Origin of the sequence: Pseudomonas urmiensis, assembly GCF_014268815.2 — a bacterium.
GTDB lineage: Bacteria > Pseudomonadota > Gammaproteobacteria > Pseudomonadales > Pseudomonadaceae > Aquipseudomonas > Aquipseudomonas urmiensis.
Window position 1 is genome coordinate 2,924,104 of sequence record NZ_JABWRE020000001.1, and the last position, 13,627, is coordinate 2,937,730.

General features: G+C 62.2%; 14 protein-coding genes. 6 read left to right on the forward strand and 8 right to left on the reverse strand.

What is annotated here, in order from left to right; genetic code table 11:
* Positions 1 to 192 precede the first annotated feature (192 nt).
* Positions 193 to 1,269, forward strand: coding sequence for a 3-deoxy-7-phosphoheptulonate synthase (locus tag HU737_RS13180; RefSeq protein WP_186554988.1), 1,077 nt, complete (start codon positions 193 to 195; stop codon positions 1,267 to 1,269).
* A gap of 200 nt (positions 1,270 to 1,469) precedes the next feature.
* On the opposite strand, the gene HU737_RS13185 is transcribed toward HU737_RS13180, so the two are convergent.
* Entirely contained in the window at positions 1,470 to 1,751 is a 282-nt protein-coding gene (locus HU737_RS13185) for a GNAT family N-acetyltransferase (protein ID WP_186554989.1), read from the reverse strand.
* Positions 1,752 to 2,254: 503 nt separating this feature from the next.
* Between HU737_RS13185 and oprI the strand changes: the two genes are divergently transcribed.
* Positions 2,255 to 2,506 (forward strand): outer membrane lipoprotei OprI, encoded by a 252-nt coding sequence (gene oprI / locus HU737_RS13190; protein ID WP_003259780.1) that lies wholly within the window; start codon positions 2,255 to 2,257, stop codon positions 2,504 to 2,506.
* Between the two features lie 133 nt (positions 2,507 to 2,639).
* Here the strand turns inward: oprI and HU737_RS13195 are convergent, their stop codons facing one another.
* The 3 genes from HU737_RS13195 to HU737_RS13205 form a co-directional block, all read right to left on the reverse strand.
* Positions 2,640 to 3,614 (reverse strand): L,D-transpeptidase family protein, encoded by a 975-nt coding sequence (locus HU737_RS13195; protein ID WP_186554990.1) that lies wholly within the window; start codon positions 3,612 to 3,614, stop codon positions 2,640 to 2,642.
* 132 nt (positions 3,615 to 3,746) lie between these two features.
* Positions 3,747 to 4,028: a hypothetical protein gene (locus tag HU737_RS13200; RefSeq protein WP_186554991.1), complete on the reverse strand. Its 282-nt coding sequence runs from the start codon at positions 4,026 to 4,028 to the stop codon at positions 3,747 to 3,749.
* A gap of 58 nt (positions 4,029 to 4,086) precedes the next feature.
* On the reverse strand, positions 4,087 to 4,692 hold the full coding sequence (locus tag HU737_RS13205; protein WP_186554992.1) for an arylesterase: 606 nt from the start codon (positions 4,690 to 4,692) through the stop codon (positions 4,087 to 4,089).
* 10 nt (positions 4,693 to 4,702) lie between these two features.
* On the opposite strand from HU737_RS13205, the gene HU737_RS13210 reads away from it, so the two are divergent.
* Together HU737_RS13210 and HU737_RS13215 are read left to right on the forward strand one after the other, a co-directional pair.
* Positions 4,703 to 5,386, forward strand: coding sequence for an ABC transporter ATP-binding protein (locus HU737_RS13210; RefSeq protein ID WP_186554993.1), 684 nt, complete (start codon positions 4,703 to 4,705; stop codon positions 5,384 to 5,386).
* Positions 5,386 to 7,893 carry an ABC transporter permease gene (locus HU737_RS13215; protein WP_186554994.1) on the forward strand — a complete coding sequence of 836 codons (2,508 nt, stop codon included), beginning with the start codon at positions 5,386 to 5,388 and terminating at the stop codon, positions 7,891 to 7,893. The genes HU737_RS13210 and HU737_RS13215 overlap by 1 nt, the downstream gene beginning before the upstream one ends.
* A 60-nt stretch (positions 7,894 to 7,953) precedes the next feature.
* On the opposite strand, the gene greB is transcribed toward HU737_RS13215, so the two are convergent.
* The 4 genes from greB to HU737_RS13235 all read right to left on the reverse strand — a co-directional run bounded on the left by greB (position 7,954) and on the right by HU737_RS13235 (position 11,005).
* Positions 7,954 to 8,442 (reverse strand): transcription elongation factor GreB, encoded by a 489-nt coding sequence (gene greB, locus HU737_RS13220; RefSeq protein WP_186554995.1) that lies wholly within the window; start codon positions 8,440 to 8,442, stop codon positions 7,954 to 7,956.
* Positions 8,443 to 8,522: 80 nt separating this feature from the next.
* Positions 8,523 to 8,831, reverse strand: a complete 309-nt coding sequence (locus tag HU737_RS13225) for a hypothetical protein (protein ID WP_186554996.1) — start codon at positions 8,829 to 8,831, stop codon at positions 8,523 to 8,525.
* Positions 8,832 to 9,046: 215 nt separating this feature from the next.
* The gene (locus HU737_RS13230) at positions 9,047 to 9,484 is read right to left on the reverse strand and encodes a DoxX family protein (protein WP_186554997.1); all 438 of its coding nucleotides are present in this window, start codon (positions 9,482 to 9,484) and stop codon (positions 9,047 to 9,049) included.
* Between the two features lie 114 nt (positions 9,485 to 9,598).
* Positions 9,599 to 11,005 carry an MltF family protein gene (locus tag HU737_RS13235; RefSeq protein WP_186554998.1) on the reverse strand — a complete coding sequence of 469 codons (1,407 nt, stop codon included), beginning with the start codon at positions 11,003 to 11,005 and terminating at the stop codon, positions 9,599 to 9,601.
* Between the two features lie 159 nt (positions 11,006 to 11,164).
* On the opposite strand from HU737_RS13235, the gene HU737_RS13240 reads away from it, so the two are divergent.
* Positions 11,165 to 11,962, forward strand: a complete 798-nt coding sequence (locus HU737_RS13240; protein WP_186554999.1) for a TatD family hydrolase — start codon at positions 11,165 to 11,167, stop codon at positions 11,960 to 11,962.
* Positions 11,963 to 12,127: 165 nt separating this feature from the next.
* Positions 12,128 to 13,606, forward strand: coding sequence for a methyl-accepting chemotaxis protein (locus HU737_RS13245; RefSeq protein ID WP_186555000.1), 1,479 nt, complete (start codon positions 12,128 to 12,130; stop codon positions 13,604 to 13,606).
* Positions 13,607 to 13,627: the final 21 nt, after the last annotated feature.

A 13,627-nucleotide genomic window follows, 5' to 3' on the forward strand; every position in this document is an offset into this window, starting at 1 on the left:
TCGGAAGGTAGCTTCAAGCGCGTAGAAACAAAAATCCCCTCTGATGGCCAAAAACCCCACGCCGACGGGGCCCAGCCCATTGTCGCGCCCCCTGTAACGCGCTAAGGTTCGGCCTCCCCGTTGCGAACAATCTGCTGCTAGGCCGCACGGGGATTGCTGGCGGCCGGCACCCGTGACCTGACGAGTAACACGATGGCTGATTTACCGATCGATGACCTAAACGTTGCCTCCAACGAGACCTTGATCACCCCCGATCAGCTCAAGAAGGAAATTCCTCTCAGCGCCCAGGCCCTGCAGACCGTGACTGCCGGCCGCGAAGTGGTGCGCAACATTCTCGACGGCAAGGACCATCGACTGTTCGTCGTGATCGGCCCCTGCTCGATCCATGACATCAAGGCCGCTCACGAATACGCCGAGCGCCTCAAGGTACTGGCCGCGGAAGTCGCCGACACCCTGTACCTGGTAATGCGCGTGTACTTCGAAAAACCGCGTACCACCGTCGGCTGGAAAGGCCTGATCAACGACCCGTACCTGGATGACTCGTTCAAGATCCAGGACGGCCTGCACATCGGTCGCCAACTGCTGCTGGACCTGGCCGAAATGGGCCTGCCAACCGCCACCGAAGCACTTGACCCGATCTCCCCGCAGTACCTGCAGGACCTGATCAGTTGGTCGGCGATCGGCGCACGTACCACCGAATCGCAGACCCACCGAGAGATGGCCTCGGGCCTGTCCTCGGCGGTCGGCTTCAAGAACGGCACCGATGGCGGCCTGACCGTGGCGATCAACGCCCTGCAGTCGGTATCCAAGCCACACCGTTTCCTGGGGATCAACCAGGAAGGTGGCGTGTCCATCGTCACCACCAAGGGTAATGCCTATGGCCACGTGGTACTGCGCGGCGGCAACGGCAAGCCCAACTATGATTCGGTCAGCGTTGCCCTGTGCGAGCAAGACCTGGCCAAGGCCAAGATCAAGGCCAACATCATGGTCGACTGCAGCCACGCCAATTCCAACAAGGACCCGGCCCTGCAGCCGCTGGTGATGGACAACGTCGCCAACCAAATCCTCGAAGGCAACCAGTCGATCATCGGCCTGATGGTCGAGAGCCACTTGAACTGGGGCTGCCAGTCGATTCCCAAGGATCTTGCCGATCTGCAATACGGCGTATCGGTCACCGACGCCTGTATCGATTGGGCCGCCACCGAAAAGTCCGTGCGCAGCATGCGCGACAAGCTCAAGGACGTTCTGCCCAAACGCCAACGCGGCTGAGTGTCGTCTGTTGTGGGGCTGCGTTGCAGCCCTTCGCGGGCAAGCCCGCTCCCACAGGGATAGCGCTTAACTTGAGGGCGGCGCGATACCTGTGGGAGCGGGCTTGTCCGCGAAGGGCCGCAAGGCGGCCCCAAAATCTTAAGTGAACAGCATTACGGGCAATGCCCGGAATTTTTGTGTGTTTCGATCAGCCCCGAACGTCAGGCTTTGCTGGAATGGCGCTGCTGGCGCTCCATGTAGCGCTCGACGTACGAGCACGACGGGATGACCGTGTAGCCCATCTGGTCGGCGTACTGCAGGGCCTGTTCGGTCAGCGCTGCGGCAATGCCGCGGCCGCGCAGGGCGTTGGGCACGAAGGTGCGATAGATATCCAGCGTCTGCTTGCCCAGGTCCATGTACGTCAGGTAGGCACGATGACCGTCCACGTTGGTCTCGAACTGATGACCGGCCTGGTCATGGTGGATGGTCAGCGCTTCGCTCATCACTACTCCTCGCAGGTCTTCTCGGCAGACCTTTACCTTAACCGATGATGTATCCGGCGCGGAATCTTCTACGCCCCCTCATGCCCCCTTGGACAGCAAGGTGACTGGGTCGTTCTGTACCCTGGGCACCCACAAATAGTAGGCGCCGCCGGCAGGAATGCTCAAGGTGGCAGACGGCAAAAATTCGCCGTTAAACCCAGTTGCGCGGACCTGACGGTGGACTCGCAACAGCACGCGGATGTTGTACTGCTAAGACGCACAAGGACAGTACAAGTCACCTTTAGTTCAACAAAAAGTTCCGCTAGTACAATCGCTTGCGAACCCTGAACAGGTTGTTCACAAAAGCGCTACAAAGGTGTCAGCGACCCAGCAGTGCACATTTTTTTTGCAGTTCTTGCGCTCAGTCAGTTTACTTACTACAAGTAATGGGTACTATGTACGCCGGCCAGTTTCTCTTTTCCGAGAGATGGCTATTTAATAGAAAGTCCTTGAAGGGGAACACGATGAACAACGTTCTGAAATTCTCTGCTCTGGCTCTGGCCGCAGTTCTGGCTACCGGTTGCAGCAGCGTCTCCAAAGAAACCGAAGCTCGCCTGACTGCTACCGAAGACGCAGCAGCTCGCGCCCAAGCCCGTGCCGATGAAGCCTACCGTAAGGCTGACGACGCTCTGGCTGCCGCTCAGAAGGCTCAGCAAACCGCTGACGAAGCCAACGAGCGCGCTCTGCGTATGCTGGACAAAGCCAGCCGCAAGTAATAATCCTCACGGATTGTTATGAAGCCGACCCACTTGTGGGTCGGCTTTTTTATTGCCGATGAAAACGCCTGCGGCAAAAACGAAAAAGGCCTGCACTAAGGCAGGCCCTGATCGCGCCGCAGCGACTTACGACTTACTGAAGTTCAGGCGGAATGCTCGAGACCATCGGTGCCGCACCACCGGTGACGGGAACGGCAATTTCCACCGGCATACCATCTTCAGCGGCAACCACGTCGCGCACCATGTCCCAGTTCATCCGCAGGTTATTGGCCAGGTCTTCACGCTTGAGCAAGGCATTGATAACTGCAGTGTGCTTGTCGACCACCGACGGATCGCCATGATCATCCAGCGGTGTGTGCGCCTCGAGGTAGACCTTGCCGGCACTGATACCGAACTTGTACGGCTCGTTGATGATGCGCACCGGCGTACCTACCGGGACCATCTTGGAAAGTTCCAGGACGTTATTGTTGAGCATGCGGAAGCAACCATGGCTGGTGCGCATACCAATACCGAACTTCTTGTTGGAACCGTGGATCAGGTAACCAGGCACACCCAGGGTGAACTTGAACGGCCCCAGCGGGTTGTCCGGGCCAGCGGGCACTACGGTCGGCAAGATGTCGCCATCGGCGGCATGCTCGGCGCGGATCGAAGCGGGCGGCGTCCAGGTCGGGTTCGGCGTCTTGGCGGTAATCTTGGTATTGGCAATCGGCGAGCCCCAGCCTTCACGGCCGATGCCCAGCGGGAAGGTATGCACTACGTTCTGCCCTTTCGGGAAGTAGTACAGACGGTATTCAGCCAGGTTGATGACAATGCCTTCGCGTGGCCCCGGAGGCAGCACGTAGCGGGTCGGCAGGATGATTTCGGTACCGGCGCCGGGCAACCATGGATCGACGCCCGGGTTGGCGGCGATCATCTCCAGATAGCCCAGATCATTGGCGGTGCCGATGTCAGCGAAGGTGTCTTCGTACTTGGCCTTGATCGTCTGGACCTGGCCGACGACGTCCTCACCGGGTGGCGGCAGTGGCAGCTCCAGCGCGCAGGCAGGGCCTGCTACCAGCAGGGCGGCCAGGGACAGGCTACGGGTGACGGCGGGAAAGCGCGGCAACATCCGGTAAATCCTTCGAAAGGTGGGTCAAGAGGATCGATTGTACACCCGCCCCGGCACAAGCGGGAGGCATCGGGCAGTTGCATGCGTTTCAGATGATGAAAGGCAGTCTTAGTTCCGGCCGGCACTTGCCATCTAGAGTTGCGGCCATACCGGTCGAGTGCCACGGCGCTGGGCATCTAAGATCGCCTTGCACAGCGTGCACAGGCGGCTGTCGCGATTGATCGCGCGCGGCACCATCGACCACCGTGGCTGCGCTGGCAACAGACCGCCGCATAAGGTGCGGTCGACCGGCGCGCCCAGCTCAAGTTGGCGGGCTACCAGGTGGACGCGGACTTCCTGACACGCGAACAGGTCGAGCTGCTCATCGGGCTCGATCAGTTGATAGGCATACAGGGACCAGGCAGGGCGCGGCATTGGGGGGTCTCGAAACGGGGGGCGCAACATTATCCGAAAGCAGCCCCCGTTAAAAGCGTCACAGCAAGGGTTTTATCACCGGCCAGGCATTTTCCAGCAGTTGCTGCTGGGCGCCCTGGGCTGGGTGAATGCCATCGGCCTGCATCATCTGCGGCACACCGCCAACACCCTCGAGGAAAAACGGCACCCATGGCACTTTTTTCTGTGTCGCCAACTGCTCATAGACCTGGGCAAAGGCAGTGGTATAGCGCACCCCGTAATTGGGCGGCAGGCGCATGCCCAACAGGACCACCTTGGCCCCTGCCGCCTGGGAGCGGTCTATCATCGAAGCAAGATTTTGTTGCAATTGCTCTGGCGGCTGTCCACGCAGCCCATCGTTGCCGCCCAGCTCGATGATCACCAGGCTCGGCTTATGCTCTGCAAGCAGCGCCGGCAGCCGCGCCTGGCCACCTGCACTGGTGTCACCACTGATCGAGGCATTGACCACCTGATCGCTCGAGCCTTCCTGCTGCAGCCGTTGCTGCAACAGGGAAACCCACCCCTGGCGGGTATCCAGGCCAAAACCGGCGCTGATACTATCGCCGACGACCAGCAGTGTTCCCGCCGCCGCGCTCTGGGCCAGGCAATACAGGGCCAGACCGGCACTCAACCACCACACTCGCATCGGATTCTCCATGGGCCCAAGCATTCTCGTTGCGCAGCACCTTAGCAAAGTGGTTCCCAGCGCGGAAGGCGACCTGACCATCCTCCACGCACTCTCCCTCGACCTGAACCAGGGCGACAGCCTGGCCATCGTCGGCGCTTCGGGCTCGGGCAAATCGACCCTGCTGGGCTTGCTCGCAGGCCTGGACCGCCCTAGCGCCGGCACGGTGATCCTTGCCGGTCACGACCTGGGGCCGCTGGATGAAGATCAACGGGCGCGGGTGCGCGCCGAGCATGTCGGCTTCGTGTTCCAGTCGTTCCAATTGCTCGACAGCCTCAATGCACTGGAAAACGTCATGTTGCCGCTGGAGCTCGATGGCCGCCGCGATGCCCGCGAGCATGCGCGCAGCCTGCTCGAACGGGTTGGCCTGGGCAAACGCCTGACCCATACCCCGCGCCAGCTGTCAGGCGGTGAGCAGCAACGAGTGGCGATTGCCCGAGCGTTCGCCGCGCAGCCAGCGGTGCTGTTCGCCGACGAGCCTACCGGCAACCTGGACAGCCACACCGGCGAGCGCATCAGCGACCTGTTGTTCGAACTGAACAAGGAGCGCGGCACCACCTTGGTTCTGGTCACCCACGACGAACGCCTGGCCAAGCGCTGCCGGCGCCTAATCCGCCTGGACGCTGGGCGCCTGGTGGCGCCCCTGGAGCCGTGATGACTCGATTGCCGTTTCTGCGCCTGTGCGCCTTGGCCCTGCGCCAGCTCTGGCGCGACGCCCGTGCCAGTGAAGTACGCGTGCTGTTCTTCGCCCTGCTGGTGGCCGTGGCGGCCAGCACCGCCATCGGCTATTTCGGCGCACGCCTGAATGGCGCCATGCAGCTGCGCGCCAGCGAGTTTCTCGGCGCAGATCTGGTCCTGCAGGGCAGCTCGCCAGCTCGCCAGGAGCAGATCGACGCCGGCACGGCGCTGGGCTTGCGCCATGCACGGGTGGTGGAATTTACCAGCGTGGTCGGGGGCGATAGCGGCATCCAGCTCTCCAGCATCAAGGCCGCCGACACTGCCTACCCGCTGCGGGGAAAATTACGCAGCGCCGCAGCGCCCTATGCGCAGGAAGCGCCCGGGGGCGGCCCAGCAGCCGGCGAGGTCTGGGTCGAGCCACGTTTGCTGGCGGCGCTGGGTTTGTCGATAGGCGATAGCATTGATGTTGGCATGAAGAGCTTGCGCATGACCCGCGTGCTGACCTACGAACCAGACCGCGCCAACAACTTCTACAGCCTCACCCCGCGGGTGCTGATGAACCTCGACGACCTGCAAAGCACCGGCGTGATCCAGCCAGGCAGCCGGGTCAGCTATCGCGAGCTATGGCGAGGCGAGCCGCAAACGTTGAGCCAGTATCGCCAGGCCATCGACAAGGATCTGGCCGCCAACCAGCGCCTGCTCGACACACGTGATGGCAACCGGCAAATCGGCGGCGCCCTCGGCAAGGCTGAGCGCTACTTGAACATGGCCAGCCTGGTGGCGGTGCTGTTGGCAGGCGTTGCCGTGGCGCTCTCGGCCAGCCGCTACGCGGCCCGGCGCCTGGACGCCAGCGCCCTGCTGCGCTGCCTGGGCTTGTCTCGTCGCCAGGCCCTGGGCCTGTACTGCGTGCAACTGGCAACGCTAGGCCTGGTGGCAGCAGTGGTCGGGGCTCTGGTCGGCTGGCTGGCACAGCTGGGCCTGTTCCGTTTACTGCACGGGTTGATGCCCAGCGTCATTCCACCCGGTGGCATCACCCCGGCGCTGGCTGGCATCGGCACGGGCCTGGTCGCCCTCGCAGGTTTTGCCCTGCCGCCGTTGGCGGCACTGGGCCGCGTGCCGCCGCTGCGGGTGTTGCGCCGCGACCTGCTGCCGGTACCGCCCAGCAGCTGGCTGGTGTATGGCGCTGCCCTATTTGCCCTGGGCCTGATCATGTGGCGCCTGAGCCTGGATCTGCTGCTGACCTTTGCCCTGCTCGGCGGCGGGTTGATCGCTGCGCTGTTACTGGGTGGCCTGCTCCTGCTCGGGTTGCGTAGCCTGCGCCGGTTACTGGCGGGCGCGCCCCTGACTTGGCGGCTGGGGCTAGGCCAATTGCTGCGTCACCCGCTGGCGGCAGCCGGCCAAGCGCTGGCGTTTGGCCTCATCCTACTGGCCATGGGCCTGGTCGCTTTGCTGCGCGCCGAGCTGTTGGATACCTGGCAAGCGCAACTGCCCAAAGATGCCCCCAATCACTTCGCCTTGAACATCCTGCCGGATGAGCGCGATGCCTTTATCCAGCGCTTGCGCGAGGTCAACGCCACTTCGGCGCCGTTGTATCCGGTGATCCCGGGTCGGCTGACGCACATAAACGACGAGCCAGTGCGCCAGCTGGTGAGCAAGGAGTCCACCGGTGAACGCGCCGTGCAACGCGATCTCAGCCTGACCTGGGCCGCCGAGCTGCCCCAGGGCAATGCCTTGACCTCAGGTGATTGGTGGCAGCCCACCCCAGCAAGCGATGGCATCCCTGGTGTTTCGGTAGAAGCGGAGCTTGCTGCCAGCCTGCATCTGAAGCTGGGCGACCTGCTCAATTTCGATATCGGTGGTCAGCAACGCCAGGCACGGGTCAGCAGCTTGCGCTCGGTGCACTGGGACAGCTTCCAGCCCAACTTCTACATGATTTTCCAACCCGGCACCCTGCAGGGCTTGCCCACCACCTACCTGACCAGCTTCTACCTGGCAGCGGGTCACGACCAGGAAGTGGTCGCCCTGTCCCGGGCGTTCCCGGCCGCGACCATTCTTCAGGTCGACGCGCTGCTCGAGCAGTTGCGCAGCATCCTGGCGCAGGTGACCTTGGCGGTGGAGTATGTGCTGTTGTTCGTGTTGGCGGCGGGCCTGGCAGTGCTGTTCGCCGGGCTGCAGGCAACCTTGGATGAGCGCATTCACCAAGGCGCCTTGCTGCGCGCGCTGGGTGCGCCCAGGCCCTTGCTGGTCAGGACCCGGCGCATCGAGTTCGGCTTGCTGGGGGCGGCCAGCGGCGTGCTGGCGGCGCTGGGTTGCGAGCTGATCAGCTGGGCGCTGTATCGCTATGCGTTCGACCTGCCGTGGAGTCCGCATCCATGGCTGCTGGCATTACCGCTGGTGGGTGCATTGCTGGTGGCGGGTGCTGGGGTGTTTGGCACCCGGCGTGCGCTCAATGCCAGTCCTTTGGCGGTTTTGCGCGACACTTGAGCTCAACGCAAATGTGAACTGGGGCTGCTTTGTGGCCCCAGTCTTGGAAGCTTCAGTTATTCAGGCATCCGCCTGTACAGCCGGATAACTGATGCTGTTGACATACCAGGTAGCATCCCCCGTCGGCGTCTTGACCACCACCTCGTCACCCTCCTCCTTCTTGAGCAACGCGCGGGCCATGGGCGAATCGATCGAAATGTAGTCGTTGCGCCCATAGATCTCGTCATAACCGACGATGCGAAACTTCAGGGTCTCGCCATCATCGTTTTCGATTTCCACCCAAGCGCCAAAAAACACCTTGCCTTCCTGTTCCGGGGAATAGGCAACCACTTTGACATCTTCAAGACGCTTGCGCAGGTAACGTACGCGACGATCAATCTCGCGCAAGAGCTTCTTGTTGTACTGGTAATCGGCGTTTTCACTGCGATCGCCCAGCGACGCTGCCCAGGCAACCTTCTGGGTAATTTCCGGCCGGTAGACCCGCCACAGATGGTCGAGCTCTTGCTTGAGCGCCTGATGACCTTCGGTGGTGATGATGTTGGTGCTCAAACGGCATTCTCCTCAACGCCTGTGCGTGCCGACGTAGTGAGGCCGAGCTTAACCAAAAACGCCCGGCGCTGACATGCTACTCAACGACGGGTAATCAGGCCTTGGCGTGCGATGCGGGTGAGATGGCCGATAACCTCGGCTGCGTCTTCGGCTGCCGGCGACTGGATCACCGCGAGGTCAAAGCGATCGCTGCCGTACTGTTCGAGCAAGCCGCAGGTTTCAGCGAACTGGATGAGGAAAGCGCGGGCTTGGCCCTTGCGTCGCGAGAAACCATCAAGGTGACGCAACAAGGTAGGCTGATGCTGGCCACCGAGCAGGATGCGCGGTGTGCGAGAAGCCTGGCTGGCAGGCAGGGGGGTCAGGCAGACACTGGTACGTGGACAACTCATGGAGTATTTCTCCGCCTCGCAAATCCCGCTGGGCAGCGGTGGGAGGCGTCACCGAACCAGCGCTTTAGCGGTATTTCGGATGACCCGGCTGGGGGCCTCTCCTGCGCCCCGCAAGTAGCTGTTTAAATCGGCGCAAGCGGTATCCTAGAGAGTGAAACGACAAGCTGCAAGTAGACTTTACTCGCAGCTTGAGGGATGCGCTTTACAGCGTTGTGTCAGCGGGCGATCAGGCGGTCCAGGGAGAAGCGACCGGCACCTTCGATCAGCACGGCCACGGTGCCTGCCATCAGCGCCAGGGCGAACTCGTAGCCGTTGTTGGACATGAACAGGCCGTTGCCGATGTGCACCGAGAAGATCGCCACCACCAGGGTCACCGTCAGTGCCAGGGCAGCTGGGCGCACCAGCAGGCCAATCAGCAGTGCCAGACCACCGAAGAACTCGGCGCTACCCGACAACAGGGCCATCAGGTAACCCGGGGCCAGGCCGATGCTTTCCATCCACTGCCCGGTGCCTTCCAGGCCGTAGCCACCGAACAGGCCGAACAATTTCTGTGCGCCGTGGGCCATGAAGATCAGACCGACCAGGATGCGGATAACGCTCAAGCCAGCGCCAGCGCGGGTGACGAACAGCGAGTTGAGGGTGTTGGAGTTCATTTCAAGTCTTCCTTAGGGCACGCAATGTTGTGTTGGGATGGGCGCCATCTTAATCAAATTAACCAATAGTAAAATCGCATAATATGCGTGATTAATATCGTATATTTCGATTTATTAACGCTTTGCCACACGCTCTAGCGCAGCCCGCTCACGATTGAAGGCCAGGAAGTACTTGTTGACGCTGTTGACGAAATTGACCGGCCCCATGCCCACCTGCTCCATGGCGATGCGTTCGGTCTGGAAGAACCACTGGTTGCCATTGAGCCCGCGCCGACGCGCTTCGGCACGCATCGCCTGCACCCGCTCCGGGCCCAGGTTGTAAGCCGCCAGGATGAACGCCATGCGCTCGCGCTCGTTAAGCTTGGGGCTGGCGAAGAACTTGCGCCGGATCAACGCCAGGTAGCGGGCGCTGGCCTGGACATTGCCATCGACGGTGGTGGTGTTACTGACCCCGACCCGTTGCGCGGCCGACGGCGTGATCTGCATCAATCCATGAGCGCCGCCCATACCTCGTGCGGCGGGATTGAGGGTGGACTCCTTGAACGCCAGCGCAGCCAGGTTGAGCCAGTCGATCTGTTGCGCCTGCCCATGCTTTTGCAGCACCGCCCGCAGCGTCTGCAATTGCTGGCGATCTTTGCGCGCCAATGGGTTGTGCACCCGGTACTGACGCCGATAAATGCGCTCGAACGCGGCGTCCTGGTTGTCTGGGGCGCGGTAACCCGCCAGGAAGCGGTCGACCGTGGCCAGCAACAGATGCGCATCGCGACCGACATACCAGCGCATGGCCTGGGGTTCGCCGAGCTTCAAGCGAGTGTCAACACGCAGCCGCGGCATCACGCGCGCCCAGCGCTGGGCAATGGGCCGCTCCACCACTGTCAGGTGATAGATGCCGGCCTGGACCATCTCCAACACGTCCTCGATGGCCAAGGTCGGATCGACCCACTCGATCTTGATCGGCGCGCGTTTGCGCAGCGCCAACTGCTCGTTGATGTCCTGAATCAGCGCTCCGGCAGCACTGGCGGTGGTCAGCGCGACGGTCCGCCCGGACAGCTGCTCGACCCGGCTGAAACTGCGTTCGCCCTTGCGCCCGACCAGCAGCAATGGCACCTGGTCGAGCACCGGGGCGCTGGTGCTGACACCGCGCACCAGGCCCGGATCGAGTAGTTCGCCGGGAGCGGCGAGATCACCTTCACCTCGGGCCAAGGCGCCGAGTAACTGCTCCTTGGCCCGCGGAATCAGTTTGACCTGGATCAGCTGCCCTTCCCTTTCGCGGCCATTGAGGTAGTGCTCCAGCGCCCTGAGCCGGTGATATTCGATACCGACCGGCTCGCCCTTGACCTCGCCAGAGCTATTGCGGCTCTGATTGACCAGCACCCGCAGCACCTTGGTTGCGCGCACCTGGGCCAAATCACGAGGCTGATTGCTGGTTGCAGTCTGCTGCGGCCCTGGCAAGCGTGCGCTGGCCGCCCCAGGCAGGAGCAAGCCAATCATCAGCAGTAGGGTCAGCAAGGGTCGCTGCATGCGAAAACGTGTCCGAGGGCTGTGGGCTGAAACCATCAAGGCCGGTGCGTCCGTGACAAATGACGCTAGAAGACCATGGCAACAGCTTGAAGTTCTTGGCTTTTTCCTGAAATACCCGGTTTTTGCTATGCTGGCCGGCCCGCGGCACGAGGTAGCACCATGCAACTGATCGATATCGGCGTCAACCTGACCAACAGCAGCTTCCACGACCAACAGGCGGATATCGTCGAACGGGCCGTGCAAGCGGGCGTGGTGCAAATGGTCGTGACCGGCACCAGCCTTGCGGTCAGCGAACAGGCCCTGGAGCTGTGCCAGCAACTCGATGAGCACGGGCAGCGGCTGTTCTCGACCGCAGGTGTCCACCCGCACGACGCCAAGAGCTGGGATGGCGCCAGTGAACGTCGCTTGCGCCAGTTGCTCGAACAACCTCGGGTCAAGGCCGTGGGCGAATGCGGCCTGGACTTCAACCGCGACTTCTCCCCTCGCCCGCTGCAGGAAAAAGCCCTGGAGGCGCAACTGAGCCTGGCCGCTGAACTGCAGCTGCCGGTATTCCTGCATGAGCGTGACGCCAGCGAGCGCCTGCTGGCCATTCTCAAGGACTATCGCGATCACCTGCCGGCCGCCGTGGTGCATTGTTTCACCGGTGAGCGTGAGGCGCTGTTCGCCTATCTGGACATGGACCTGCACATCGGCATCACCGGCTGGATCTGCGATGAGCGCCGCGGTACTCATCTGCATCCGCTGGTGGGCAATATTGCCCAAGGGCGACTGATGCTGGAAAGTGACGCGCCCTATCTGTTGCCACGCAGCTTGCGGCCCAAACCAAAAAATGGCCGCAACGAACCGGCGTTCTTGCCCCAGGTGCTACACGAGGTGGCCTTGCATCGGGGCGAAGCGCCAGAGCACACGGCTCGGCATACTAGCGAATGCGCCCGGCAGTTCTTCGATTTGCCTTGAAATCGAGTCGTTGTTTTCGCAGGCAAGCCCGCGAAAAGAGCACGGCGCAAATGACTGATTCCCCCTGAGCTTTCTTGACGCACATCAAGACCCATACTGAGCCGCTCGGACACAATGATGGCACCTTGCCAATACTGTTTCCGCTCAACTCAGAGAAGACCTACGATGGGTGCCTGGCTTAGCAATATTTCCCTGAAGTACAAGTTCTGGGCCGTCAATGCGGTGGCCTTCGTCACAACCCTGTTGCTGGTGTTGTATGCCGTGCACCTGGAGCAACAGGCCCGGGCCGAGGGCGCACGCGCACAAGCGCAAGCCCAGGCGCAGCTGCTGGCAGCCTGGCCCAGCGCACAGCAACTGCCCAAGCAAAGCAACGTGATCAGCTGGCAGCCAGGGCAAACACCGAGCGTTGCCGGCGAACCCCTGCTGCTGCCCAAGGATGCCCAAGGCTGGGTCGAGCTGCCCAGCGCGTGGATCCTTGGCGACAATCCACTGCGCGGCGCCCAGGTTGTACGCCAGGGCGATCAGCAGCTGGCGGTACTGGCCCAGTCACCGAGCCTGCGCCAGGTGTTCTTCGACCGTTTCGGTAACTATGCGGTGTGCGTCGCCATCCTGATGCTGGCGATGCTCTGTGCCTCGCAATTGTTGATTCGCTTCCTGCTCAGCCAGCTCAACACCCTCAAGGATGTGATGCTGCATGTGGAGAAGACTGGCGACCTGTCGGCGCGGGTGCCACTGGCTTGTGGCGACGAGGTCGGGCAGATGGCCGGCGCCTTCAATGCCATGCAGTCGACCTATCACCGGGTGGTCAGCACTGTCGCCCGCACCGCTGCGCAGCTCGACTCCGGCGCGGCGCGCCTGGCGGCGAGCATGAACGAGGTGCGCCACGGCATGATCGGCCAACAGAGCGAGACCGATCAGGCGGCGACAGCGATCAACGAGATGTCGGCCACCGTGCATCATATCGCCCAGCACGCCGGCGCCACCCGTGACCTCTCGCAAACCGCCGATAGTTTGGCAGGCAGCGGCCAGGTTGTGGTCAGCCGGGTGCAGGATTCGATTTCCGGCCTGTCCAGCGGCGTGCAACAGACCGCCGAAATGATCCGCCAGTTGGCCGAAGACAGCCAGAAGATCAATGGCGTGGTTGGGGTGATTCACAGTATTGCCGAGCAGACCAATCTGCTGGCGCTCAATGCTGCGATTGAAGCCGCGCGGGCGGGCGACCTCGGTCGCGGCTTCGCGGTGGTCGCCGACGAGGTGCGCAACCTGGCCAAGCGCGTGCAAACCTCCACCGATGAAATCACCGGCATGGTCGCTGCGTTGCAATCGGGCACGCGTGATGCGGTGGAGTTCATGCAGGAGAGCTCGTACAAGGCCGACGACTGCGTCAAGCAGGCCCAGGAGGCTGGCGAGTCGCTGGCGGAAATCACCAGCGCCGTAGCCCAGATGCGTGAGAGCAATACCCAGATCGCGGTGGCCGCCGAGCAACAGAGCCAGGTCGCCGAAGAGATGAATCGGGCAGTGGTGAGCATTCGCGATGTGACCGAGCAAACCGTGCAGCAGACGGTCGGTTCGGCGACCACCAGCAGCGAACTGGCGACCCTCGCCGGAGAGCTCAGCAAGGCCATTGGCCAGCTCAAGCTATAGTCATCATAGCCAGCCTCGATT

Bases quoted from the DNA above. Each gene is read 5' to 3' on its own strand.
- HU737_RS13215 (WP_186554994.1), top strand. From the start codon at position 5,386: ATGACTCGATTGCCGTTTCTGCGCCTGTGCGCCTTGGCCCTGCGCCAG.
- HU737_RS13180 (WP_186554988.1), top strand. From the start codon at position 193: ATGGCTGATTTACCGATCGATGACCTAAACGTTGCCTCCAACGAGACC.
- HU737_RS13240 (WP_186554999.1), top strand. From the start codon at position 11,165: ATGCAACTGATCGATATCGGCGTCAACCTGACCAACAGCAGCTTCCAC.
- HU737_RS13235 (WP_186554998.1), bottom strand. From the start codon at position 11,005: ATGCAGCGACCCTTGCTGACCCTACTGCTGATGATTGGCTTGCTCCTG.
- HU737_RS13225 (WP_186554996.1), bottom strand. From the start codon at position 8,831: ATGAGTTGTCCACGTACCAGTGTCTGCCTGACCCCCCTGCCTGCCAGC.
- HU737_RS13245 (WP_186555000.1), top strand. From the start codon at position 12,128: ATGGGTGCCTGGCTTAGCAATATTTCCCTGAAGTACAAGTTCTGGGCC.
- HU737_RS13185 (WP_186554989.1), bottom strand. From the start codon at position 1,751: ATGAGCGAAGCGCTGACCATCCACCATGACCAGGCCGGTCATCAGTTC.
- HU737_RS13230 (WP_186554997.1), bottom strand. From the start codon at position 9,484: ATGAACTCCAACACCCTCAACTCGCTGTTCGTCACCCGCGCTGGCGCT.
- HU737_RS13210 (WP_186554993.1), top strand. From the start codon at position 4,703: ATGGGCCCAAGCATTCTCGTTGCGCAGCACCTTAGCAAAGTGGTTCCC.
- HU737_RS13195 (WP_186554990.1), bottom strand. From the start codon at position 3,614: ATGTTGCCGCGCTTTCCCGCCGTCACCCGTAGCCTGTCCCTGGCCGCC.
- oprI (WP_003259780.1), top strand. From the start codon at position 2,255: ATGAACAACGTTCTGAAATTCTCTGCTCTGGCTCTGGCCGCAGTTCTG.
- HU737_RS13205 (WP_186554992.1), bottom strand. From the start codon at position 4,692: ATGCGAGTGTGGTGGTTGAGTGCCGGTCTGGCCCTGTATTGCCTGGCC.
- HU737_RS13200 (WP_186554991.1), bottom strand. From the start codon at position 4,028: ATGCCGCGCCCTGCCTGGTCCCTGTATGCCTATCAACTGATCGAGCCC.